21 protein-coding genes are annotated in these 24,820 nt (G+C 66.0%); 11 read left to right on the plus strand and 10 right to left on the minus strand.

Annotated elements, in window-relative coordinates:
- Positions 1–67: 67 nt before the first annotated feature.
- Positions 68–1,348, minus strand: coding sequence for an ABC transporter substrate-binding protein (locus tag C8C99_RS12440; protein ID WP_108625917.1), 1,281 nt, complete (start codon positions 1,346–1,348; stop codon positions 68–70).
- 323 nt (positions 1,349–1,671) lie between these two features.
- Here C8C99_RS12440 and C8C99_RS12445 point away from each other — a divergent pair, with 323 nt between their 5' ends.
- The 4 genes from C8C99_RS12445 to C8C99_RS12460 all read left to right on the plus strand — a co-directional run bounded on the left by C8C99_RS12445 (position 1,672) and on the right by C8C99_RS12460 (position 6,280).
- Complete coding sequence (locus tag C8C99_RS12445; RefSeq protein WP_108625918.1) at positions 1,672–3,771, plus strand: ATP-dependent helicase; 2,100 nt, start codon at positions 1,672–1,674, stop codon at positions 3,769–3,771.
- A gap of 179 nt (positions 3,772–3,950) precedes the next feature.
- Complete coding sequence (locus C8C99_RS12450) at positions 3,951–4,304, plus strand: hypothetical protein (protein WP_233247214.1); 354 nt, start codon at positions 3,951–3,953, stop codon at positions 4,302–4,304.
- Positions 4,301–5,521 carry a phospholipase A gene (locus tag C8C99_RS12455; protein ID WP_108625919.1) on the plus strand — a complete coding sequence of 407 codons (1,221 nt, stop codon included), beginning with the start codon at positions 4,301–4,303 and terminating at the stop codon, positions 5,519–5,521. Before C8C99_RS12450 ends, C8C99_RS12455 begins: the two co-directional genes overlap by 4 nt.
- A gap of 372 nt (positions 5,522–5,893) precedes the next feature.
- A complete protein-coding gene (locus C8C99_RS12460; RefSeq protein WP_108625920.1) occupies positions 5,894–6,280 on the plus strand; it encodes a hypothetical protein in 387 nt (128 codons plus the stop codon).
- 81 nt (positions 6,281–6,361) lie between these two features.
- Here the strand turns inward: C8C99_RS12460 and C8C99_RS12465 are convergent, their stop codons facing one another.
- Positions 6,362–6,841, minus strand: coding sequence for a universal stress protein (locus C8C99_RS12465; RefSeq protein ID WP_056648077.1), 480 nt, complete (start codon positions 6,839–6,841; stop codon positions 6,362–6,364).
- A gap of 109 nt (positions 6,842–6,950) precedes the next feature.
- On the opposite strand from C8C99_RS12465, the gene tgt reads away from it, so the two are divergent.
- The 4 genes from tgt to C8C99_RS12485 all read left to right on the plus strand — a co-directional run bounded on the left by tgt (position 6,951) and on the right by C8C99_RS12485 (position 10,793).
- Positions 6,951–8,123 (plus strand): tRNA guanosine(34) transglycosylase Tgt, encoded by a 1,173-nt coding sequence (gene tgt / locus C8C99_RS12470; protein ID WP_108627144.1) that lies wholly within the window; start codon positions 6,951–6,953, stop codon positions 8,121–8,123.
- A 192-nt stretch (positions 8,124–8,315) separates the two neighbouring features.
- A complete protein-coding gene (locus C8C99_RS12475) occupies positions 8,316–8,714 on the plus strand; it encodes a hypothetical protein (RefSeq protein ID WP_108625921.1) in 399 nt (132 codons plus the stop codon).
- Between the two features lie 51 nt (positions 8,715–8,765).
- On the plus strand, positions 8,766–9,335 hold the full coding sequence (locus C8C99_RS12480) for a PAS and helix-turn-helix domain-containing protein (protein WP_056648071.1): 570 nt from the start codon (positions 8,766–8,768) through the stop codon (positions 9,333–9,335).
- Between the two features lie 48 nt (positions 9,336–9,383).
- Positions 9,384–10,793: a diguanylate cyclase gene (locus C8C99_RS12485; protein ID WP_108625922.1), complete on the plus strand. Its 1,410-nt coding sequence runs from the start codon at positions 9,384–9,386 to the stop codon at positions 10,791–10,793.
- 34 nt (positions 10,794–10,827) lie between these two features.
- On the opposite strand, the gene C8C99_RS12490 is transcribed toward C8C99_RS12485, so the two are convergent.
- The 4 genes from C8C99_RS12490 to C8C99_RS12505 all read right to left on the minus strand — a co-directional run bounded on the left by C8C99_RS12490 (position 10,828) and on the right by C8C99_RS12505 (position 13,972).
- On the minus strand, positions 10,828–11,880 hold the full coding sequence (locus tag C8C99_RS12490; RefSeq protein WP_108627145.1) for a zinc ribbon domain-containing protein: 1,053 nt from the start codon (positions 11,878–11,880) through the stop codon (positions 10,828–10,830).
- 119 nt (positions 11,881–11,999) lie between these two features.
- Positions 12,000–12,851 carry a DUF2145 domain-containing protein gene (locus tag C8C99_RS12495; RefSeq protein ID WP_082576982.1) on the minus strand — a complete coding sequence of 284 codons (852 nt, stop codon included), beginning with the start codon at positions 12,849–12,851 and terminating at the stop codon, positions 12,000–12,002.
- A gap of 14 nt (positions 12,852–12,865) precedes the next feature.
- Entirely contained in the window at positions 12,866–13,351 is a 486-nt protein-coding gene (locus C8C99_RS12500) for a hypothetical protein (RefSeq protein WP_369818085.1), read from the minus strand.
- Positions 13,352–13,483: 132 nt separating this feature from the next.
- A complete protein-coding gene (locus C8C99_RS12505; RefSeq protein ID WP_056648063.1) occupies positions 13,484–13,972 on the minus strand; it encodes a YiaA/YiaB family inner membrane protein in 489 nt (162 codons plus the stop codon).
- Between the two features lie 292 nt (positions 13,973–14,264).
- Between C8C99_RS12505 and C8C99_RS12510 the strand changes: the two genes are divergently transcribed.
- Positions 14,265–15,458, plus strand: a complete 1,194-nt coding sequence (locus C8C99_RS12510) for a trans-acting enoyl reductase family protein (protein WP_056648058.1) — start codon at positions 14,265–14,267, stop codon at positions 15,456–15,458.
- A gap of 97 nt (positions 15,459–15,555) precedes the next feature.
- A complete protein-coding gene (locus tag C8C99_RS12515; protein WP_056648368.1) occupies positions 15,556–16,470 on the plus strand; it encodes an EamA family transporter in 915 nt (304 codons plus the stop codon).
- An 18-nt stretch (positions 16,471–16,488) separates the two neighbouring features.
- On the opposite strand, the gene C8C99_RS12520 is transcribed toward C8C99_RS12515, so the two are convergent.
- Positions 16,489–17,004, minus strand: a complete 516-nt coding sequence (locus tag C8C99_RS12520; protein ID WP_056648055.1) for an Lrp/AsnC family transcriptional regulator — start codon at positions 17,002–17,004, stop codon at positions 16,489–16,491.
- 162 nt (positions 17,005–17,166) lie between these two features.
- Here C8C99_RS12520 and C8C99_RS12525 point away from each other — a divergent pair, with 162 nt between their 5' ends.
- Positions 17,167–18,183: a 1-aminocyclopropane-1-carboxylate deaminase gene (locus C8C99_RS12525; RefSeq protein ID WP_056648366.1), complete on the plus strand. Its 1,017-nt coding sequence runs from the start codon at positions 17,167–17,169 to the stop codon at positions 18,181–18,183.
- A 267-nt stretch (positions 18,184–18,450) separates the two neighbouring features.
- On the opposite strand, the gene C8C99_RS12530 is transcribed toward C8C99_RS12525, so the two are convergent.
- From C8C99_RS12530 to C8C99_RS12540, 3 genes are read right to left on the minus strand one after another with little or no spacing between them, the layout of a single operon-like run.
- On the minus strand, positions 18,451–21,822 hold the full coding sequence (locus C8C99_RS12530) for an IPTL-CTERM sorting domain-containing protein (RefSeq protein WP_108625923.1): 3,372 nt from the start codon (positions 21,820–21,822) through the stop codon (positions 18,451–18,453).
- A 39-nt stretch (positions 21,823–21,861) separates the two neighbouring features.
- Positions 21,862–23,817 carry an MFS transporter gene (locus tag C8C99_RS12535; protein ID WP_056648039.1) on the minus strand — a complete coding sequence of 652 codons (1,956 nt, stop codon included), beginning with the start codon at positions 23,815–23,817 and terminating at the stop codon, positions 21,862–21,864.
- A 55-nt stretch (positions 23,818–23,872) separates the two neighbouring features.
- Positions 23,873–24,760, minus strand: a complete 888-nt coding sequence (locus C8C99_RS12540) for a hypothetical protein (RefSeq protein WP_056648361.1) — start codon at positions 24,758–24,760, stop codon at positions 23,873–23,875.
- Positions 24,761–24,820 lie beyond the last annotated feature (60 nt).

Raw genomic sequence — 24,820 nt, forward strand, 5'->3', positions numbered from 1 at the left:
CCCGGGGTGGTCAGCGCAAAGTCAGGTGGGTGGGCTCGCGGGTGGCGAGCGCAGGCACCGTTTTTTGTTATTGCTTGCGCTGGATGATGAGGTTGCGCTTGGCATCCTCGGGGTAGGCAAAAGTGATGGCGCCGTTCTTCACCTGCCCGATCACCAGCATGTTGCGGGTGATGGCGTCCTTGTCCTGCACGCTGAACGGCTTTTCGTAGGTGGAGACCACACCGTAGTAAGTCTTCATCTTGCCTTCCAGCGACTCCTTGATGGCCTTGCCGTTCAGGTTGCCGTCACGGATGCCTAGGAACGAATACATCAGCAGATAGGTGGCGTCGTAGGCGTTGGCCGCAGCCATGGGCACGGCCACCTTGCCCTGGTACTTGCGGGTGTAGCTCGACAGGAAGGACGCGCGGCGCTCGTTGCTGGGCTCGGCGATGAAGGTCTGCACCATGAGCGCGCCCTCGGCCGCATCCTTGGCGCCTTCGAGGAAAAACGGGAACGACAGCGGCCAGGCGCCCACCTGGGGCACCTTCCAGCCCAGCGCCTTCTTGCCGTTGGCGATGACCGCGTTCTCCGGACCCACGGTGTAGCTGTAGACCACATTGGCGCCCGCGTTGCGCGCCGCTGCGAGTTCGGCCGTGAGGTCCTTCACGCCCAGGTCGAAGCGGGCCACGTGCACAGGCTTGAGGTTCTTGGCCGCCAGTGCCGCCACCACATCGGTATAGCCACCTTCGCCATAGCCGGTCTTGTCGGCAAAGATGGCCACCTTGTCCCAGCCCCGCTTGACGATGTCATCCACCATAAAAGGGGCCTGCAGCGCGTCGCGGGCCTGCACGCGGAAGATGTAGCTGTCGGCAGAGGGGTATTTGGTGGTGACCGCCGTGCCCGTGGCGCAGGGCACGATGAGCGGACTCTTGGCGTCCTGGAACAGGTCGATGGCCTTCATCGCCACGCCGGTGTTGCAAAAGCCGATGGTGGCGACGACCTTCTCGGCCAGCAGCTCCTGCGACACCTTGCGGCCCTGGTCCGGGTTGGCCGCGTCGTCCTTGACCACCAGCTCCAGCGGCCGACCCAGGTAGCCGCCCACGGCGTTGATTTCGTCCACCGCCAGCTTGATGCCGTTGAGCATGGGCACACCAAAGTCGGCCGACGGCCCGGTGAAAGGCCCCACCACGCCGACGCGCACGGGGGTGTTGCCGCCGATCTGTGCCTGCGCCAGCCCCGGCAGCACCGCCGCGCCCGCTATCGCACCAGCAGCCACCAGCGCCGTCCACACGGGCGGCGGCAACAGACGGCAGCGCGGCCGGGTAGCTGCGGCGGGCAAGGCGGCGGGAGGCAGATCAACAGGGTTCATGGCGGTGCTCGGTTCACAACACACCCCGCCCGACAACGGGAGGGACTCGCCAACCAGTATCAAATTGTGAAAACAAAGCCCCTAGCGGGGTTACCCGGAGCACGGGGGCCACACCCTGCTCCGGCGGCGGGCCCGTCAGCAGGCCGTCAGGCGTCGCGCGCATGGGCGACGGCCGATGCCCCGCGCCGCCGCCAGGGGCGCGCCGGTATCATTGCGCCCTTGCGCTGCACACCCCCGGTGTACCAACTGCGCCGTGGCAAGCATCTGCCCCGGCCCTGCCCCGCTCCGGCCCTTCGCCTCTTTATTCCCCCCGCCCCATTCCCATGTCCGCCGGTCTCAATCTCGCCCAGCTCCAGGCTGTCCACTACACCGACGGGGCCTGCCTCGTTCTGGCGGGTGCGGGCTCAGGCAAGACGCGGGTGATCACCCAAAAGATCGCCCACATGATCGAAAAAGGCATGGACCCCAAGCGCATTGCGGCCATCACCTTCACCAACAAGGCGGCCGCCGAAATGCGCGAGCGCGCCAAGGGCCTGATCGGGCGCCGCGCCAAGGATGTGCTGGTCTGCACCTTCCACGCCCTGGGTGTGCGCATGGTGCGCGAGGACGGCGCGGTGCTCGGCCTCAAGCCGCAGTTCAGCATCCTCGACGCCGACGATGTGACGGGCATCCTGAAGGAAGCCTCGGGCGGCACCACCGACATGGCCACCGCGCGCCAGTGGCAGTGGGTCATCAGCAAGTGGAAGAACATGGGCCTGACCTCCGAAGAGGCCCTGGCCCAGGCGGCGGACGACAACGAACGCATCATCGCCACGCTGATGGCGCGCTACGAAGAGCGCCTGGCGGCCTACCAGAGCGTGGACTTTGACGACCTGATCGGCATGCCGCTGCGCCTGCTGCGCGACTTCCCGGAAGTGCGCGCCAAGTGGCAGGCGTCGCTGGGCCATGTGCTGGTGGACGAATACCAGGACACCAATGCCACGCAGTACGAGCTGCTCAAGCTGCTGGTGGGGGAGAACGGCCACTTCACCGCCGTGGGCGATGATGACCAGAGCATTTATGGCTGGCGAGGCGCGACGCTCGACAACCTGAAAAAGCTGCCCATCGACTTCCCGCACCTCAAGGTCATCAAGCTGGAGCAGAACTACCGTTCCACCAGCGCCATCCTGCGCGCGGCCAACAACGTGATCGGGCCCAACCCCAAGCTGTTTCCCAAGACGCTGTTCAGCGAGCTGGGCGAAGGCGAGCCCGTGCGCGTGGTCGATGCCGACAACGAGGAGCACGAGGCCGAGCGCGCCGTGGCCCGCATCCAGAGCCTGCGCGCGGCCAGCAACCCGCCACCGGACTGGAAGAGCTTTGCCATCCTGTACCGCGCCAACCACCAGGCCAAGCCCTTCGAGAAAGCGCTGCGCAAAGCCAACGTGCCGTACAAGGTGTCAGGCGGCACCAGCTTTTTTGACCGCGCCGAAATCAAGGACCTGTGCGCGTGGTTCCGCCTGTGGATCAACAACGACGATGACCCGGCGTTTTTGCGTGCCATCACCACGCCCAAGCGCGGCATCGGTCACACCACGCTGGCGTCGCTGGGGGCGTTTGCCACCCAGCACAAGCAGAGCATGTTCGGCGCGCTGTTCAACGGCATGCTGCCGGCCGCGGTGCCTAAGCGCGCCATGGACGGGCTGCACGAGTTTGGCCGCTACATCAACTACCTGGAGTACAGCGCGCGCCGCACCCACGGCGCCGAAGAGGCCCGTACCTTCTTGAACGAATGGCTCAAGGAAATCGGCTACGAGCAGCACCTGTACGACAACGAGGACAGCGAGAAGGTGGCTGCCGCCCGCTGGAGCAACGTGATGGAGTTCTGCGACTGGATGGCCCAGCGCGCGGGCGGGCAAATCGACGACACCGCAGGCGCCGTGGTGGCCAAGGAGACCAAGAGCCTGCTGGAGGTGTCGCAGACCATTGCGCTGCTCTCCACCATCAGCGAGCGCGAGCAAGAGCAGGACATGGTCACGCTCTCGACCCTGCACGCCAGCAAGGGGCTGGAGTGGCCGCATGTGGTGCTGGTGGGTGTGACCGAGGGCATGCTGCCCTTCAAGCTGGACGACGACGAAGGCCGCCAGCAGAAGGTGACCGACGACGTGCTGCAGCGCCTGCAGGAAGAGCGCCGCCTGATGTACGTGGGCATCACACGCGCCCAGCGCACCCTCGCCGTGAGCTGGACCAAGCGCCGCAAGAAGGGCCGCGAAATGGTGGCCGCACAGCCCAGCCGCTTCATCGCCGAAATGGGCCTGGACAAGACCACTGCCCGCGAAGACCCGCGCGAAAAGCTCAAGGCCCTGCGCGCCGAGTTTGCGGCCAAAGCCCAGGCCACCACGGCGGCCAACGCCGCTGCGGCCGCCAACCCGGCGCCGACTGCTTGAGAGGGCGTACGCACATGGCACAACACCCCGCCACTGATACCACCCCACGCCCCGCCCTGCCCCGTGGCCGCAGCGCCTGGGGCATTGCTGCGCTTTTGATAGCTATAAGCGCTTGTCCTACAAGCGCCATCGGCCAAAAAGGCCCACAATCCACCGCGGCATGCCCGACGGCGGCAGACATGGACCACCAACACCTGCAGGGCCAGTGGCGCGCCGAGCTGCCGGCCCCGGCACCGGGAGACAAGCCCACGACGGCCACGCTGCAACTGGGCCCGCACCCCGAGCTGGCACAGAGCGTGCGCGGCACCGTGGTGCGCGGCGGCACCACCGCCCAGGTCAGTGGTGACGTCGATGGCGGCGACCTGACCCTGGAAGAATCGATCAACGGCACCAACATCAGCGCCACCTGGACAGGCCAGGTGGTCGATGGAAGTTGCGGCAAGGAAATACGCGGAACATGGAACAACGCCCACCCCACCCCCACCACGCCGTCAGCACCGTTTGTGCTGCGCAAACAGGCGGCCTGGCAATGAGCGCCGTGACGCGCGTCCCCGCAGCACCCCATCGGCACCGCTCGCTGGCCTTGCTGCTGGTGGCAGCCCTCGCACCGGCTGGCGCGGCGCTGGCGCAATCAGCCCCTGCCGCAGCCACCGGCGCCGCAGCCCTGCGCCGCTGCACCGCCCTGTCCAGCGACAACCAGGCGCGCCTGGCCTGCTTTGATGCCTGGGCGGCCGAGCAGGCGCAGGCGGCTCCTGCGGGTGGGCAGGCGTGGCAAGCCCCGGCGGCATCGGCCAACGCCAGCGGCGCAACATCTTCGTCGGCAGTGCCGCCGCCGGTGGACGCCACGCTGCCCGCCACGCGCATCATCGACGTGGCGCGCACCGAAGGCTGCCGCGACCCGCAGTACAGCGACCTCTCCCGCTTCTGGGAGCTGGAGACGGGCACCGACTGCGGCACGTTCAGCTTCCGCGGCTACCGCCCGATCACGGTGTCAGTGGTAGCATCGAGCAGCGTGAACCGCCAGCCCACGTCGGATGCCGACGGCAACTCGGCCACCGACTCCACGCCGTACCGCCGCACTGAAAACCGCATCCAGCTGTCCGTGCGCACCAAGATCGCCCAGGGCATGCTGACCCAGGGCCACCCCACGCTCAAGGACTCGCTGTGGTTTGGCTACACGCAGCAGTCGTACTGGCAGCTGTTCACCCCCGAGATCTCGCGCCCCTTCCGCGCCACCGACCACGAGCCCGAGCTGATGTACGTGTACCCCACCACGGCGCAACTGCCGTTTGGCTGGAAGTGGCGCTACAGCGGCATCGGCCTGGTGCACCAGTCCAACGGCCAGAGCAAACCCTTGTCGCGCAGCTGGAACCGCGCCTACCTGATGACCGGCGTGGAGCTGGACAACCGCTTCAGCGTGAACGCCCGCCTCTGGAAGCGCATCCCCGAAAGCGCGGGCAGCGACGACAACCCCGGCATCAGCGACTACATCGGCCGGGGCGAGTTGTCACTGCTGTGGAACGTGAACAAGGACAACACCCTGGGCGCCACCGTGCGCCACACCCTGGCCAGCAGCGATCGGGGCTCGGTGCGCGTGGAGTGGCTGCAGGCCCTGGGCACCGGCCTGTTTGGCAGCAAGAGCAACCTGCGCCTGCACACCTCGCTGTTCAGCGGCTACGGCGACAGCATGATCGACTACAACCGCAAGCGCACGGTGTTCAGCGTGGGGTTGAGTCTGGTGGATTTTTAGCAGAGACATCCCCCTGAGGCGCTGCGCGCCTTCCCCCTTCTCTCGAATGGCTGCGCCATTCGGGAAGGGGGACGCAGCCCTCGCTGCGGGGCGGCCCTTGCTTGGCTGCCCTCGCCTGGTGCGTGCCAGTTTCGACGGCCACGTGCCTTGCCAGGCAATGCCAATAGTGGGCACCCGACATTGCTCACAACTCGTTACGACATCGTCCTCAAGTTTCTCCGGATGGCGCCGACGCGCGGCCACAATGGCACGCGCACAGAAACCGGCGTGGCCTTCTGCGGAAGGCGTTCAAAAAGAGCCCCTTTCCCACCGTTTTACCTGCCATCGCCTGCAGCGTGCCCCTCGACAATGCCCCGAGAGAGGAACACACCCATGGACATGCAATACCAGCTCAAGGCAGGCAGCTACTACCTGTATGACATGCGCGAGGCGCCCAGCGCCGTCACGGGTGAACGCCGCTTCAAGCTCAAGACCGACACCGTGGCCATTGCGTTCGACAAGCACACGGGCGAGGTGCACCAGCATGGCAGCCCCACGCGCATCCAGTCGTGGGCCAACAACACGCGCCGCCGCCTGCGCGCCGCCGGGGCGCAGGACGTGGCCAACGACATCGTGGTGGTGTCGGGCCCGCTACCCGTGGACGAGCTCAACAAATGCCTGTGGGTGCGCGGTTATGTGCGCCGCATGTTCTCGCGCCTGGCCACCTTGCCCCATGGCAAGCTGCAGCGCCCTGCGGAGCCGTTTCGCAAGGCCGCCTGAACCCGGCACATTTTTTCCAATATTTCGATCAGGGCCGCGCACAGCGGCCCTTTTCTTTTCAGACGCGTGCACTGAAAAGGCTCAGGCCTCCGTATCCTCAGCCACATCACTTCCCTGGGTCTCCAGCACCTCCGCATGCTTGACGATGGTCACGGGCACCGGGCTCGCGTGCGCCACCTCCTGCGACACCGAGCCCAGCAGCGCGCTGGTGATGGCGCCTTGCCCCTTGGCGCCGATGATGACCATGTCGCAGCCCGAGCGCTCGATCATGTCCACCAGCGTGTGCGCCACGTCGCCCACGCCCACATCGGTTTCGTAGGCCACCCCGGCGGCATCGAGCAGCGCTCGGGCAGGTGCCATTAGGTGCTCGCCCGCCTCCAGGCTGGCGGCGGCGATCAGGTCGGGGTCGCGGGTGGTGACCAGCTCGTACAGCGTGGCGGGCTCTTGCACATTGGCCAGCACCATCGTGGCCTGGAGCCCCTGGCGCACCAGCGCCAGCGCGTGGTGCACGCCGTCCAGGGAGAGTTCAGAGCCGTCCACGGCGATGAGGATCTTGAGCATGGGGTTCTCCTTGAGTCAGTGAAGACCAGTGTAGCGACGCCATCCGCCAGCGCCAGTCCAATCCCTTGCGGCAGGTCAGCCCGGCCCGTCTGGGACAATGCGCCCCATCATGCTGCAGTTCGACCTTCTCAAAACCGATCCCACCAGCCACGCACGCCGTGGCCAGCTCACGCTCAACCACGGCGTGGTGCAGACCCCCATCTTCATGCCTGTGGGCACCTATGGCACCGTCAAGGGCGTGATGCCGCGCAGCCTGCACGACATGGGCGCGCAGATCATCCTGGGCAACACCTTCCACCTGTGGATGCGCCCGGGGCTCGACGTGATGCAGAGCTTTGGCGGCCTGCACGGCTTTGAAAAATGGGACAAGCCCATCCTCACCGACTCGGGCGGTTTCCAGGTCTGGAGCCTGGGCGCCATGCGCAAGATCACCGAAGAAGGCGTGACCTTTGCCAGCCCCGTCAACGGCGACAAGCTCTTCATGTCGCCCGAGGTGAGCATGCAGATCCAGACCACGCTCAACTCCGACATCGTGATGCAGCTCGACGAGTGCACGCCGTACGAAACCAAGGGCCACCTCACCACCGAGGCCGAGGCGCGCAAGAGCATGGAGATGAGCCTGCGCTGGGCCCAGCGTTCGCGCGATGAGTTCCAGCGGCTGCAAAACCCCAACGCGCTCTTCGGCATCGTGCAGGGCGGTATGTTCAAGCACCTGCGCCAGGAGTCGCTGGAGCGCCTGGTCGAGATGGACTTCCCCGGCTACGCCGTGGGCGGCGTGAGCGTGGGTGAGCCCAAGGACGAGATGCTGGACATCATGGCCCACACGCCCCACCGCCTGCCCGCACACAAGCCGCGCTACCTGATGGGCGTGGGCACGCCCGAAGACCTAGTGCAGGGCGTGGCCGACGGCGTGGACATGTTCGACTGCGTGATGCCCACCCGCAACGCACGCAACGGCACCATGTTCACGCGCTTTGGCGACCTGAAGATCCGCAACGCCCGCCACAAGGCCGACCACAAGCCGATGGACACCAGCTGCACCTGCTATGCCTGTGCAGGCAGCTCGGGCGTGTCGTGGGACGACGGCGGGCGTGAAGGCTTCTCACGTGCCTACCTGCACCACCTGGACCGCTGCGGCGAGATGCTGGGCCCCATGCTCACCACCGTGCACAACCTGCACTACTACCTGAACCTGATGCGCGAGGTGCGCGAGTCGCTGGAGGCAGGCACCTTTGCCCAGTTCCGCGCGCAGTTCAAGGCCGACCGGGCGCGCGGCGTGTGAGCGGCAGATTCGCCCTCCGCCAGATTGCTATGTTTTGTATAGCATTTCAGGCATGATCCACTAGCGCATCGGGCCCCCATCATTCCAAAACTCCTGCGTCACCTGCTGCATTGGCCCCTGCGGGCCCTCACGGGCCTGGGCAGCGGCCTGCTGGCGCTGCTGATCCTGTTCGAGGAATGGGGCTGGGAGCCATTGCAGCGCCTGCTGGCGCGCATCGGCCGCTGGCCGGGGCTGCGCTGGATCGAAGGCTGGGTGCGCTCCCTGCCGCCCTGGGCGGCGGTGGCCCTGTTTGCGCTGCCCACGGCCCTGCTGCTGCCCATCAAGCTGCTGGCGCTCTGGGCCATCGGGCGCGGGCATGTGGTGCTGGGCATGCTGGTGATCGTGCTGGCCAAGGTGGTGGGCACGGCGGTGGTGGCGCGGCTGTTCACCCTCACCCAGCCTGCGCTCATGCAATTGCGCTGGTTTGCCTGGACCCACGCGCACTGGATGCAACTCAAGCACGCCGTGCTGGAGCGCGCCCGCGCGTCGTGGGCCTGGCGCGTGGCGCGGGTGATCCGGCGGCAGTGGCGGCTGCGCTGGCGCAGGCGCTGACCACCTGGCCCTGCCCCGGTGGCCCGCAGGGGCTGCTGCAAAATCCGCCCCATGCCTGCGACCCCGCCCGCTCCCCTGAATGAAGCGCTGGAACTGGCCTTCAACCTCGCCCCCGTGGGCATGTGCGTCACGCGCGAGCGCCGCATCGAAATCTGCAACGACGCTTTTGCACGCATGTTTGGCTATGAGCAGGCCGAGCTGCTGGGCCAGCCGCTGGCGCCGCTGTACCCATCTCTGGACGAGTTCACCCACACCGGCAACCTGGGCCTTCCGGCCATGATGGACACCGGCAGCTACGGCGACGAGCGCGTCATGCGACGCCGCGACGGCACTCTGTTCTGGTGCCATGTGGTGGGCCGCACGCTGGACCGTGCCGACCCATTTGCGCGCGCGGTGTGGATGTTCGAGGACATCTCGCACCGCCGCGTGGTCAGCACGCCGCTCACGGTCCGCGAGCGCGAGGTCGCCCAGCACATCGTGACCGGCGCCACCAGCAAGCAGATCGCGCGCCACCTGAACATCAGCCACCGCACGGTGGAGGCCCACCGGGGGCGGATCATGCGCAAGCTGGGTGCCACCAGCACGGGCGAGTTGGTAGCCCTGCTGCTGGGCACGCCCTGACACCACGGACAATCGGGACCCGCCCGCCCCCTCGCCCCTGTCACTGACATGCCGCCCACCCTGCCCCGCCTCTTTGCCCCCACCCGGACCGTTCCTCCGGCCGTGGCCTGGGCCGCCCTGGCACTGCTGATCTTTGCCGCCTGCCTGGTGGGCATCTTTGCGCGGCCCATCGGCTTTTTGTCGGCGTTCTGGCCTGCCAACGCGCTGCTGCTGGGGCTGCTGGTGCGCTACCCCTCACTGGCGCGGCCGCCCGCCTGGGTGGCGGCCGCAGTGGGCTATGTGGCGGCCGACCTGGTGACTGGCAGTGCCTGGGGCATGGCCCTGTGGCTCAATGCCGCCAACCTGCTGGGCGCCACGGCCGGCTGGCTGGTGCTGCGGGGGCTGGACGAACGCATCCTGCGGCTGCAAAGCACGGCAGCGGCGCTGTACCTGCTGCTGGCAGCCTTGGTCGCCAGCGCGGTGGGCGCACTGGTGGGTTGTGGCGCGGCGCCGGTGTATTTCGACTCCCCGTGGACGGACCTGTTGTCCCTGTGGTTCAGCACCGAGCTGATGAACTACATGCTCATCGTGCCTGTGGTGCTGGCGGCACCGCGGGCGGCAGATCCCCCCTCGCACACCCAGGACACCCCCCTATTCTGGCGCCTCGCACCCGTCAGTTCGCTGGTGCTGGCCGAGGGCATCCGCACGCTCATCGGCGGGCCCGGCATGCTGGCTTTTGTCGTGCCGGGGCTGCTGTGGTGTGCGCTGAGCTACAGCGCCTTCACCTCCGGCCTGCTGTCCCTGGTGGTGTGCCTGTGGACCATGGCGGGTGTGGCCACCGGTGTCCTCAATTTCACACCGGCCCATGCGGGCGACGTGTTCTCGCTGCGCGTGGGGGTCACGCTGCTGGCGCTGGGGCCGCTGGCCGTGGCCTGCGCCAGCGCGGCACGCGCCGAGGCGCTGCGCCGCCTGCACCATGCCGTGCGCCATGACGACCTGACGGGTGTGCTGGCCCGCCGCGCACTGCTCAAACAGGGCGATCGCCTGCTGGAGCGCTACCAGCGCGAATCCACCGGGCTGGCGGTGATGATGGTGGACGTGGACCACTTCAAACAGGTGAACGACCAGCACGGACACGGCGCGGGGGACCGGCTGCTGGTCAGCATTGCGCAGACCATGGCGCGCGCGCTGCGCGCCGACGACGTGCTGGGCCGCATGGGGGGCGAAGAGTTTGCCGCCGTGTTGCCCGGCGTGTCCCCCACCGAGGCCCAGGCCATTGCCGAGCGGGTGCGCGGCGCCGTGGAACGACAGGCGCTGGATGCGACGCAGGGCGGCCCCCAGCGGGCCACCGTCAGCATTGGCCTGGTGCACAGCGCCACCCTGGGCGCAGATGCCGACATGGACACCCTGCTGCTGGCCGCCGACACAGCCCTGTACCGCGCGAAGGCCGAGGGGCGCAACCGGGTGATGGTGGGCTAGGCCAAGCCCCGCATTGGCCCCAGCGCAGCCTGCCTCACTCCTGCGCCAGCTTCACACCCGCCCCGGTGCCGCAGGCGTGGCAAAACCGTGCGAACGCGCTCTTGCGGGTGTTGCAGTGGCCGCAGTGGTCGAACAGGCCGATGCCGCAGTGCGGGCAAAAGTCGATCTTCTCGTTCTTCAGGTCCACGGGCCGCTCGCAGCCGGGGCACACGCTCTTGGCCAGACGGGCCAGGGCCACGTCATAGCTCAGCTCCTTGCGGCGCTCCTGGTCGGGCAGGGCCTCGGCCAGCTTCTGGCGCTCCAGGTAGCGGTTGAGCGCCTGAATGGCATAGCGCCCCACCACAGCGGTCACGGCAATGCCCACCACGTAGCGCACGTAGCCGCCGTAGCTGGGCAGGTAGGGCACCAGCTCCACAAAGAAGGCAAACAGCGCAAAGAAGATGAAGCCCCACACAAACGGCCAGTAGGTGCTCTTGCGCTTCTTGACGAACAGCCAGCCGGCGGCGGCCAGCAGCGGCAGCGTGAGGGCCAGGCGGTACAGGAACACGCGCAGCTCGACCTTGCGGCGCTCGGCGGCGAGCTTCACATAGCCGTCAGACTCCATCTGGTTGAGCTGCTCCTGCCGGGCGGCTGCCGCCTGGCGGGCATCGAGGGCGGCCTGCTGCTGCGTCTCCACCGCCTGCTGGGCTTTGCGCTCCACCAGCTTGAGGGCATCGAGCGCCTGGGTGCGCGCGATCACCTCGGGGTCCTGGTCCGCCCGCTGCGTGGCGCTGCGCGTGGACAGCCAGTTGTTGAAGCTCTCCCGCTCGGCCTGCACCTCGCTGCGCACCTTGCTGCGCTGCAGCTGGGCCTGCTCCAGCGCGGTCTGCGCGTCCTGCTCGGCCTGGCGTGCTGTTTTGACCTCGGCGCGCAGCTTGTCGGCTGCGGTTTTGTCCAGAAAGTCGTCCACCCGCAGCGGGGTCTCGACCTTGGGCAGATCGCCCACGATGGTGCCGCCCAGCCCGATGAGGAAGCTGGCAAACACCAGCGCTACCAGCCACAGGCCACGACGGAACCATTTTTCGGACAGTCTCAGGGACTTGCTCATGTTCTTCTCCTCGGTGGCGCTGTGCGCCGGGTTTGGGTGCGCGCGGTAGCGCACCGGCAAATGCTCTTCTTTTTATAGCTACTAGCGCATATATTGATTGCGCCTGCTGGCATTTTGATTCAATTTTTGATCGCCAGCACCACCGGTGCGGCTGCCAGCTGGGTGCGCTGCATCCAGGCCAGCACCGAGTCGACGGTCACAGTCTCGATGCGGTCCGAGAACCGTTTTTCGTTCGGATGGTCGTCAAACGCAATGTTGGCCGACCCGACCCGCCCGCCCATGCGCGTGAGCGGGCCCAGCCTGAGCGTGGTGGGCTCATACCCCTTGAACTGCAGCCAAGCCTGCGCTTGGTCGCGCGAGCGCACGGTGGCGGGCTCCATGGCCATCGCCAGGGTCTCCAGCGCCCATTGGTTGGACTGCTGGTATTTGCGGCCCCACGCGTAGCTGACCATGCTATAGGGCGGGTGCTGCAGCGTCTTGGTGCGGCCCTTGTCCTGCAGCACCGCCAGCAGTCGCTGCTGCACCTCGGGCGTGGGCACGGCGTACACGGCCTCGTAGCGCCACAGGTCGTCCAGAAAGAATTCGCCCAGGCCCTGGCGGTACAAGTGGCCCACCGCAGTGCCACATTCGTTGAGCTTGTGCGCCACGCGCCACGGGCCTTCGGCTGTCTTGTAGGCCCAGCCAAAGTGTGAATAGCGCAGGCCGTACTTGGAGAGGTCCTGCCCCGCACGGGCCAGGGCCACCACTTGCACACCCGACTTGGCGTGCTCGGCATCGAGCGCTGCCGAGGTTTGCTCGGCCAGCTTCATGCCGCGCTCGATCACCTGTGGCGGTACAGGCTTGCGCGATTCGCAAGAGCGGCCCGCATGGGCCGGGGTGGCTGCCAGCAGCGCGGCCCCAGCGAAGAACACCATGCCCACCACGGCAGGGATGCGCTGTGCGGGGTCGCGGCCAAGGTTCAGGGCTTTCATCATCGCGCTGCTCCTCACAGGCGCTCGTTGTGCAGCAGCGCACGGCCGATGGCATTGGGTACGAAGGCAATGGCCTCACCCGCTGCCGACAGGATCACGCCCGTACCGATCACACTGCAGGTGACCACCGTGCCCACCGCGTAGGTCGAGCCCGCCACACCGCGGCCGATCACCTCCACACTGACCTGCGCACCGTCCGAGGCGCGCTCCAGCAAGTACACCGTGCCCACGGCCGAGGCCTCCACCGCCCGCACCGTCAGCACCGCGCCGCCCACCGACAACGCCGCCGGCACCGTCACGACCGCACCGGCGGCCGCCGAGGCCACCGACGCCGTGCCCACCACCGAGGCCACGGGCAACATCGACAGCACGGCAGAAGCCTCGCTCTGCGCACGGGCCGGTGCAGCGGCCACCAGGGCCACACACACCACCCCAGCCGCCAGCAGGGCGCGGGGCAGGCGGGCGGCAGAGCCCCACGAAGAAAACACGGCATTCATCATCATTCACTCCTCGGGGTACGGCCCGCCCACACCCCCAAGGTGCGGACCAGACCGGGTCGAAAGACCAGAAAGAACCAGAAAGAAATTCGTCCAGAAGGGCGGCGGATTGCCGCCTGCGCACACCGGGTGCGATCAGTTCACGTTGCTGCTCTGGGCGGCAGCGTGGGCCGCTTCGCGGCGGCCTTGCAGGCGGGCTTCGAGCAGGTCGGCCTCGTGGTGGTCGCGCAGCATCTTGGCGAGCGTAAAGGCGGTGGTGATGAGGTACAGCCAGCTCACGCCCAGAAACGCCTTGTAGGTCACGTTGATGTCCATGCTCAGCAGGCCCCAGCCCGTCAGGCCCATGGCCACCGCAAATCCACCCCACACCACCAGCTTCCACATGGGGGTGTCACCACCGCCACGGCGCGAGGCGCTTTCGCTGTCTCGCACAAACTTGGCCAGCACAAACGCGGCCGAGAGGCAGAACACATATCCCATCACCATGAACGCCTGCTCCAGCTGCTCGCCCGGCAGCCATGCCAGGCCCACGGCGCACAGAAAAACCGCGATGCCGAACGAGACCCACACCTGCAGCTGCCAGGCCTTGGTGTCACGCTGAACAACGATGGGAGAAGAAGACATTGCTGTGGTGCCCGGAGGGCGTTGGTTGAACACGGAACGAATGGTGCCCAGACGTAACTTGCGTGTCTGCATTGAACCGTAACAGTGGCCACCTGCAGGCCATCCGGTATCGTTTTACGATACTTTTTCTTAGAAAATGGGGTGCAAACCGTTGTTCATGCCCTACGCGGCCCTCGCCATGCACCTGCGCGACAGAGGCAGCAGGCACGGCCACAGAGAATGGCGGCCTCTCCGGGCAAGGCAACTTCTGCCTGCCCCCGGACCTTGCACTTTTGACGGACGGAACCCCACCATGACCAAACCTTTTGACCTCGTCGTCCACGGCGCCACCGGCTTCACCGGCCGCCTGGTGGTCGAGTACTTGCTGCAACGCTACCCCGCCGGCAGCGGCCTGCGCTGGGCCATGGGGGGCCGCAATGCCGACAAACTCGCCGCCGTGCGCGACGAAGTGGGCGCCCCGGCCGACACCCCGCTGGTCGTGACCGACACCAGCAACCCCGCCAGCCTGCAGGCGCTGATGGACGCCACGCGTCTGGTGCTGACCACCGTGGGCCCCTACCAGCTGTATGGCAACGAACTGGTGGCCGCCTGCGCCAAGGCCGGCGTGGACTATGTGGACCTGTGCGGCGAGCCTGCCTGGATGCGCCAGATGATCGACGCGCACGAAGCCGCCGCCAAGGCCAGCGGCGCGCGCATCGTGTTCTCGTGCGGGTTTGACTCCATTCCGTTCGACCTGGGCGTGTTCCTGCTGCAGAAGGAATTCCGCCACCGCTTCGGTCACCCCGCACCCCGCGTGCGCGGCCGGGTGCGCAAGATGAAGGGCACCTTCTCGGGCGGCACCGCCGCCAGCCTCAAGGCCACCATGGCGGCTGCCGCCAGTCAGCCCGGCGTGCTGGACCTGCTGAAAAACCCCTTCTCGCTGACCCCCGGTTTTGAAGGCCCGCGCCAGCCCTCGGGCAACAAGCCCATGGTGGACGAGGCCCTCGGCACCATGGGTGGCGATAGCGTCTGGGTCGCCCCGTTCGTGATGGCCGCCATCAACACCCGCAACGTGCACCGCTCCAACTTCCTGCTGCAGCACGCCTACGGCACCGACTTTGTCTACGACGAAATGCTCATCACCGGCCCCGGCGAAAAGGGCGAGGCCATCGCCAACGCGGTGGCGGGCGACAAGTCGCTGGGCTCGGACAAAGGCCCCAAGCCAGGCGAAGGCCCTTCGCGCGAAGAACGCGAGAACGGCTTTTACGACGTGCTGTTTTTGGGCACCGATGACGCAGGCCACACCCTGCGCGTGGGCGTGAAGGGCGACCGCGACCCGGGCTACGGCTCTACCTCCAAGATGATCACCGAGGCGGCCGTGTGCCTGCTGCAGGAAGCCACGGAAACGCCTGGCGGCATCTGGACCACCGCCCCGGCGATGGGCGACCGGTTGATCGCACGCCTGCAAGCCAATGCAGGGCTGAGCTTCGCGGTCGAGTCGGCGTAACGCTCTCAGAACTTCTTCACGGTCTGGTCCGTTTTCGCACCTTGCTGGTCCTGAAACGACCGGCTGGCGGCCTCCCCGATCCCAGAGAATGCAGGGCATGAACAATTCCCTGCGCCCCCGCGACCTCGCCCTGGCCCTGCTCGTCATCGTGGTCTGGGGCCTCAACTTTGCTGTCATCAAGGTGGGTGTGGCCGGGGTGCCCCCCCTGCTGCTGGGGGCGCTGCGCTACCTGCTGGCAGCCTTTCCGGCGCTCCTGTTTGTCAAGCCGCCCAAGGTGCCGCTGCGGCTGTACCTGCTGTACGGCATGACCATGGCCGTGGGCCAGTTTGCGCTGCTGTTCACCGCCATTCACATCGGCATGCCCTCGGGCCTGGCGTCGCTGGTGCTGCAGTCGCAGTCGTTCTTCACCCTGCTGCTGGCCGCGTGGTGGCTCCGCGAGAAGTGGCTGGGCAACCAGGTGGCAGGCCTCGCGCTGGCGGGCTGCGGGCTGGTGCTGATCGGCAGCGCGCATGGCGCCTCCATGCCGCTGGCAGGCTTTGCGCTCACGGTGGCAGCAGCGGCGATGTGGGGCTGCGGCAATATCGTCACCCGTGCGGTGGGACGGTATGGGCCGATGAACCAGTTTGCCTTCATCGTCTGGTCCAGCGTGGTGGCGCCGCTGCCGTTTGTGGCACTGTCAATGTGGCTGGACGGTCCTGCCACGGTGTGGGCCGCCGTGCAGCATCTGTCCTTCCAATCCATCGCCGCCGTCGCTTACATCGCGTGGATCTCGACCCTGCTGGGCTTCGGGCTGTGGACCTATCTGATGTCACGCTACCCCGTGAACCGCGTGGCGCCCTTCACGCTGCTGGTGCCGGTGGTGGGCCTGACCACGGGGTGGGTGGCGTTTGGCGAGCAGTTGCTGCCCGTGCACTTTGCGGGCGCTGGGCTCTTGATGGCAGGGCTGGTGGTCAACGTGTTTGGCGGCCCGGCCTGGGCGGCCATGATGGGGCGGCTGCGCGGCGCGCAGTAAACGGGCAGAGGCCGACCGCTACACCGCCAGCGGCAGCTCGGTGGTCGAGAGCACGTTGCGCAACACCATGAACGAGCGCACCTGGCGCACCCCGGGCAGGTAGAGCAGTTGCTCGGCGTGCAGCCGGTTGAAGCTGTCGTTGTCGCGCGTGCGCACCAGCATGAAGTAGTCGAACTCGCCGGTGACCACATGGCATTCCATGCAGCCGGACACCTTGGCGGCCGCCTTCTCGAACTCGGCAAACGACTCGGGCGTGGAGCGGTCCAGCACCACGCCAATCATCACCAGCATGCCCGCCCCCACGGCCTGGGGGTTGAGCAGCGCCACCACCTTGTCGATGAGCCCCAGGCGCCGCAGGCGCTCCACGCGGCGCAAGCAAGCGGGGGGACTCAGATGCACCTTCTCGGCCAGTGCGACGTTGGACAGCGACGCATCTCGTTGCAACTGCCGCAGGATGGCTTTGTCGGTGCGGTCCAGCTCGGCAGAGACATCGGCCTGTGGTGCATTCTTGGCACGAACTTTTGTTGCGCACATAAACAATCTAAAGAAATATTTTCGGCTTGCATTCTCTTTCAGAAAACTGAAACGCCGAAATTTTGACAATTTTTGCAACCACTTGATGCGCGTGTTTTTCTACGATGAAGGCACTGCAAGCCCCCCCGCTTGCGCCCCTTCTTCATCGACCGGAACACCGCCATGAACCTGCAGAAATTTGCTCGCCACCCGCTCACCTTTGGCCCCTCGCCCATCACGCCCCTCAACCGCCTGTCGGCGCACCTGGGCGGCAAGGTGCACCTGTATGCCAAGCGCGAGGACTGCAACTCGGGCCTGGCCTTTGGCGGCAACAAGACGCGCAAGCTCGAATACCTGATCCCCGAGGCGATTGCGGGCGGCTACGACACGCTGGTGTCGATTGGCGGCATCCAGTCCAACCAGACGCGCCAGGTGGCCGCCGTGGCCGCGCACCTGGGCATGAAGTGCGTGCTGGTGCAGGAGAACTGGGTGAACTACTCCGACGCGGTGTACGACCGCGTGGGCAACATCGAGATGAGCCGCATCATGGGCGCCGATGTGCGCCTGGACGCTGCGGGCTTTGACATCGGCATCCGCCCCAGCTGGGAGCAGGCCATGGACGACGTGAAGAAGGCGGGTGGCAAGCCCTTCCCCATTCCTGCCGGCTGCTCCGAGCACCCGTACGGCGGCCTGGGCTTCGTGGGCTTTGCCGAAGAAGTACGCCAGCAGGAAAAGGAGCTGGGCTTCCAGTTCGACTACATCGTCGTGTGCTCGGTCACGGGCAGCACGCAGGCGGGCATGGTGGTGGGCTTTGCGGCCGACGGCCGCGCGCGCAAGGTGATTGGCATCGACGCCTCGGCCAAGCCCGAGAAGACGCACGCGCAGATCCTGCGCATTGCCCAGAACACCGCCCAACTCGTCGAGCTGGGCCAGGAGCTGACCGCCGAGGACGTGATCCTGGACACCCGCTACGGCGGCCCCGAGTACGGTCTGCCCAACGAAGGCACGCTCGAAGCCATCCGCCTGTGCGCACGCCAGGAAGGCATGCTGACCGACCCGGTGTACGAAGGCAAGTCCATGCACGGCATGATCGACATGGTGCGCAAGGGCGAATTCCCCGAAGGCTCCCGCGTGCTGTATGCGCACCTGGGAGGGGTGCCGGCGTTGAACGCCTACAGCTTTCTTTTTCGCAACGGCTAAGCGCAATTCATTCATAGCCGAGCACTTCACAGACCTTGTAGGTCTTTCAGTGATTTGAGGAGGGGTAAGACCGTCGCGACGGGCCCATGTGGCTCTCTTCAAGCCCCCGAAGGGGTGGGCATATCAATACGATGCATCGGCTACGACCCCACTCCGGGTTACAGCCGGTAGCTTCGAGGGGTCTCAAGCGCTCAAGTGACGAAGTCTTGAAAGACCCGGGTGCTGCAAGATTGAGCAGGATCCGGCGTGACTGCCGGTCCCGGTAGATCAAACCCACCGAGCACGCCTGACGCCCCAAAAGCCGAACAGCATAAGCCCCGCAAGCACTGCCAGCGCCCAGTTGCTCAAAGTTGGAATGCCTTGCGCCGAGGAAAGAATGAGTGGCACTACTGGGTCGTTGATAACGCCATCCGCTCCAGTGAAGGTATCGTCACCCAACCCGTTATCGGTTATGTCGTAACTCACCGTATTGCCAGCGATCACCATATTGTTCGGCGTGTACCAGACTGTCGCGCCAGAAGACGTCGGCGTCTTTCCATACTTGCGTGCTGTGCGCCCCGCTAAATCTGGCCAAGTAACCGCAACGCGAACAGTTTCACCTGCGGTACAACCCGTGAGTCTGATTTTGAGACCGCCATATGGAGCAACACCTCCGTCAAATAAAGGAGGGGTAAACGCAACCGTATTGGTCGTATCAATAGCGCAGCTCGCACTCCCGCTCACGATTTGAGCGGATACCGTGCCACCGCCAACCGCTGTTGTGATTGCCCCTGTTTGCCGGACCACATAGGTGAATTGGTCTGACGCGCTCGTGGCGCTGGTGCCGCCGGTGGTCGTCACGCGCACATCCACCGTGCCCGTCCCTGCAGGGGCTGTGGCGGTGATCTGCGTGGCTGAGTTCACAGTAAAGCCCGTGGCTGGTGCCGCACCAAAACTCACCGCCGTCGCACCCGTGAAGTTCGTGCCCGTGATGGTCACTGACGTGCCGCCTCCTGTTGGACCTGCTGTCGGCGAGATCGACGTGACCGCAGGCGCTGCGACATAGGTGAACTGGTCCGCTGCGCTGGTCGCGCTGGTACCACCAACTGTTGTCACGCGCACATCCACCGTGCCCGTCCCCGCAGGGACTGTGGCGGTGATCTGCGTGGCTGAGTTCACAGTAAAGCCCGTGGCTGGTGCCGCACCAAAACTCACCGCCGTCGCACCCGTGAAGTTCGTGCCCATGACGGTCACCGACGTGCCGCCTCCTGTTGGACCTGCTGTCGGCGAGATCGACGTGACCGTAGGCGCTGCGACATAGGTGTACTGGTCCGCTGCGCTGGTCGCGCTGGTACCACCAACTGTTGTCACCCGCACGTCCACCGTGCCCGCACTGCCTGCCGGCGCCGTGGCCGTAATCTGCGTGGCCGAGTTGACGGTGAAGCCTGTGGCCGCCGTCGCGCCAAAGGTCACCGCCGTTGTCCCAGCGAGGTTTGTCCCCGTGACAATCACCGACGTCCCACCTGTGATTGGCCCCGCCGTAGGCGAGATCGACGTGACCGTGGGCGCTGCCACGTAAGTGAACTGATCCGCTGCGCTGGTCGCGCTGGTACCACCAACTGTTGTCACTCGCACGTCCACCGTGCCCGCACTGCCTGCCGGCGCCGTGGCCGTAATCTGCGTGGCCGAGTTGACGGTGAAGCCCGTGGCCGCCGTCGCGCCAAAGGTCACCGCCGTCGTACCACTCAGGTTCGTGCCCGTGATCGTGACCGTGGTCCCGCCCACGCTCAGGCCACTCGTCGGCGAGATCGACGTGACCGTGGGCGCAGGCACGTAAGTGAACTGGTCCGCTGCACTGGTCGCGCTGGTGCCACCAACTGTTGTCACGCGCACGTCCACCGTGCCCGTTCCCGCCGGCGCTGTCGCAGTCACTTGCGTGGCCGAGTTGACGGTGAAGCCCGTGGCCGCCGTCGCGCCAAAGGTCACTGCCGTCGCAGCACTCAGGTTCGTGCCCGTGATCGTGACCGTGGTTCCGCCAATTGCGGGACCCGCCGTGGGTGATATCGATGTCACTGTGGGCGCTGCCACGTAAGTGAACTGGTCCGCTGCACTGGTCGCGCTGGTACCACCAACTGTTGTTACCCGCACGTCCACTGTGCCCGTTCCCGCTGGCGCCGTGGCCGTAATCTGCGTGGCCGAGTTGATGGTGAAGCCCGTGGCCGCCGTCGCGCCAAAGGTCACCGCCGTCGCACCCGTGAAGTTCGTGCCCGTGATGGTCACCGACGTGCCGCCTCCTGTTGGACCTGCTGTCGGCGAGATCGACGTGACCGTGGGCGCTGGCACGTAAGTGAATTGATCCGCTGCGCTGGTCGCGCTGGTGCCGCCCGTGGTCGTCACGCGCACATCCACCGTGCCCGTCCCTGCGGGGGCAGTGGCGGCGATCGAGGTGGCTGAGTTCACAGTAAAGCCCGTGGCTGCTGCCGCACCAAAACTCACCGCCGTCGCACCCGTGAAGCTCGTGCCCGTGATGGTCACTGACGTGCCGCCTCCTGTTGGACCTGCTGTCGGCGAGATCGACGTGACCGCAGGCGCTGCGACATAGGTGTACTGGTCCGCTGCGCTGGTCGCACTGGTACCCCCAGCTGTTGTCACGCGCACGTCCACCGTGCCCGCACTGCCTGCCGGCGCCGTGGCCGTAATCTGCGTGGCCGAGTTGACGGTGAAGCCCGTGGCCGCCGCACCACCAAAGACCACGGATGTCGTGCCCGAGAAGCCACTCCCAGTGATAACCACAGTGGTCCCGCCAGCTACTGGGCCCGCCGTAGGCGAAATGGATGTCACTGTGGGCGCTGCCACGTAAGTGAACTGGTCCGCTGCACTGGTCGCGCTGGTACCACCAGCTGTTGTCACGCGCACGTCCACCGTGCCCGCACTGCCTGCCGGCGCCGTGGCCGTAATCTGTGTGGCCGAGTTGACGGTGAAGCTCGCTGCCGCGGCACCAAAAGTCACAGCGGTTACCCCAGTGAAGTTCGTTCCGGTAAGGACTACCGGAGTTCCGCCAGAAGTTGGTCCACTCGTCGGTGAGATGGACGTAATCGTCGGTCCAGGCAACGCAATTGTGATGGCGAAAGAAGTATTCGTTGTTCCAGAAGAAGTGCAACTCCCTAGAGAACTACTGCAATCGCTCGCATACCAGAGCGTGATGGTGTCGCTTCCCGGACTTGTCTGGGAATCAAGGCGGATGGTGTACTCAGGGAAGTCAACCCCACTGCCAACTGGAAGTAGGGTGTATGTTGCCTTGCTAGTGGAAATGCTCAGATTCGTCGGCGACGCAGCAGATGTTCCTGCTATTGGGAAGTAAGTGGAGGCAATGACATTCGGATTGCCTCCCCCTGCCGCCTGTCCGTATAGGCCCCAGCGGACTACATCATTTGTCAGACAGAGGCCAACCGCGTTAGGGGCCCCGGTTCCCGCAATGGCAACGCTAGTACCAGTGGTGGAACCCGACGTGTAGTTGCAAGCGGCTTGTGCACCAGCGATGCATCCCAAGCCCAACCCCAACACGGCTAACCACCGCAAAGCCGCCTGCGAACGCCGTGCCCATGAGATACCGCACACAAGAAAGACTAAACCTACTGCGCCAAAGAATGAAATCGCCATAGCCCCCCCGAACTGCCTACCGGCTGTTGAAAGAATTTTTTATGCGCATGATATGTCCTGTTGCAGCAGTCCAGCGACTCGACCATGCAAGCTCTCCGGGGTGACGAGGAGTGACTGAACAGGCGCCCCCACATTCAGCCCCACGCGGCTGTAGAAGCCCCGGCGGAACGGCCGCACCATCGCGCCGCCTTTTTCAATGCGGCTGAAGTACGAGCCCCACAGGTTGGTCAACGCCATGGGGATCACCGGCGCCTCGACACCCTCGGCCTTCGCCCGTTCGATGATCTTCATGATGCCGCCCTTGAACTCCTGCAGCTGCCCGTCCTTGGTGATTCCACCCTCGGGGAAGATGGCAAGCAAGTCGCCCTCGCGCAGCACCTGGGCAGCACGGTCGAAAGCCGCTTCATAGGTCTTCGGGTCTTCCTTGTACGGCGCAATCGGGATGGCCTTGGCCAGGCGGAAGAGCCAGCCCAGCACCGGCACGCGGAAGATGCGGTGATCCATCACGAAGTAGATGGGGCGCGGGCTGGCGGCCATGAGCAGCACGGCATCCACAAAGCTCACGTGGTTGCACGCCAGGATGGCCGCGCCGGTGGACGGCAGGTTTTCATCGCCCTGCACCTTGAAGCGGTACACGAACCGGGAAGACACCCACGCGATGAAGCGCAGCAGGTATTCAGGCACCAGCATGAAGATGTAGAACGCCACCACGGCGTTGGCCAGGCCGGTGAACAGGAAGATCTGCGGCACCGTGAAGCCCGCGCCCAGCAAGGCGCCGGCGATGAGCGAGCTGCCGATCATGAACAGCGCGTTCAGAATATTGTTGGCCGCGATGATGCGTGCGCGGTGTGTGGGCTGGCTGCGCATCTGGATCAGCGCGTACATGGGTACGCTGTACAGGCCCGCGAACAGGCTGAGCAGCGCTAGGTCCAGCATCACGCGCCAGTGGGCGCCCTGGGCCACGAAGGCGGCCAGGCCCATGATCTCGGACGGCGGCAGGCTGCGCGACGCGAAATACAGGTCGATGGAGAACACGCTCATGCCGATGGCGCCCAGCGGCACCAGGCCGATCTCGACATGGCGGCGCGACAGCACCTCGCACAGCAGCGAGCCCACACCAATGCCGATGGAGAACACCACCAGCAGCAGCGAGGCCACCTGCTCGTTGCCATGCAGCACGTTCTTGGCCAGGCTGGGGAACTGGCTCAGGAACACCGCGCCAAAGAACCACATCCAGCTGATGCCCAGCAGCGAGCGGAACACCACCACGTTCTCGTGTGCCAGCTTGAGGTTGCGCCAGGTTTCGGTGAAGGGATTCCAGTTGATGGTGAGGCCTGGATCAGTGGCGGGCACGGACGGAATGAACTGCGCCACGGCGCGCCCAATCAGTGCAGCCACCACACAGGCCACGGCCACGGTGGTGTGACCGATACCCGGGATGGCCACCAGCAAACCACCGGCCACATTGCCCAGCAAGATGGCCACAAACGTGCCCATCTCGACCATGCCATTGCCGCCTGTGAGCTCGCGCTCGTTGAGCACCTGGGGCATGTACGCAAACTTGACGGGGCCGAATAGCGTGGAGTGCACGCCCATCAAGAAGGTGCACAGCAGCAAGATGGGAATGTTGCCTGCGATGAAGCCCACGGCCGCCACCAGCATGATGGCGATCTCCAGGTTCTTCACGAAGCGGATCATCTTCGTCTTGTCGTACTTGTCGGTGAGCTGGCCCGATGTGGCCGAGAACAGCAGGAACGGCAGGATGAACAGCGCGCCGATCACCAGCCCCGCCATCGCGGGCGGCAGCCAGTCCACACTGAGCTGGTAGGTCACCATCACCGTGAAGGCGAACTTGAAGAGGTTGTCGTTGGCCGCACCCGAAAACTGCGTCCAGAAAAACGGTGCAAAGCGCCGCTGGCGCAGGAGGGCAAACTGGTTCGGGTCCTCGTGCGTGGGTGCGGGGGCCACGCTGGTGGAGGCGGTGTCGGGGCTCATGCGTTTCTCCTCGTTTCCGATGGGTTGGCTTGTTGGAATTTTCCGGACCTGCGCTTCATGCGCCGGATCTGCGGGCGACACCCACGGCGTGGGCGCCATTCTGCCCGGACGGCATGACCCGCGGCATCACCGCCGCGTCACTGTGGCGCAAAGCCACCAGCGAGCCCAATGCCGCCATCACGGGCCAAGCCGCGCCTGCCGCCAGCACATGCTTGAGGCTGTGGCCCGACACCCATCCACCTGTGGCCTCGAACACCGAGTGGTCTGCCGCCTCCAGCAGCTTGGCCAGGGCATACAGCACCACCACCACGCCCAGGTGCAGAGCCAGCCCGCCGACGCGGCGCGGCAGGCATGCCAGCACCAGTACCACCAGCAGACCACCCAGTTGCACCACGGCCCACGGCAGCAGGTTGCCGTTGTGCATCCACGCCCATACGGCCAGTGGCCCCGCCAGCAGCACGGCGCCTGCGGCGGCCACGCCTGCCCGCGCGCTCACCCGGCTGGCCGCCGCCAGGCCCAGCAGTCCCGCAAAGGGCAGCACCATGCCCAGGCGGTCCCACAGCAGGCCCGCATCCTGTGGTTGCCAGTGGTAGAGCACCGAACCTGCAGCGGTGCACAGCAGCCCGCCAAAGAACAGGGCCGCCAGTGCACGGGAGGTGGCGTCCAGCGTGGCCGACGGCACACGGCGCAGCACCCACCAACCCCATGCACCCGCGAAGGCAAAGGCCAGGTTGCTCAACACATCCAGCGCACAGGGAATGCCCCACAACGTGCGCTGGTCGGCAAAGTCATGCTGGTGCGCACTGGCGGGCAGCACCGGGCCGAACAGCGCCAGGGCGAGCAGCGCGGCCGCGCCCAGCAGCAAGCCGGTTTCGGCACCCGACAGGCGCGGCAGCCCTGCCAGGGCGCGCGAACGAAGGAGAGTCACAGGGGAAGAAGACATCACACACACCATGGAAAGTGAACGATGCCGCGCAGTGTGGGCAGCGGCCCCATCGGCCGC

The sequence above is a fragment of the Acidovorax sp. 107 genome, from assembly GCF_003058055.1.
Taxonomy (GTDB): domain Bacteria; phylum Pseudomonadota; class Gammaproteobacteria; order Burkholderiales; family Burkholderiaceae_C; genus Acidovorax.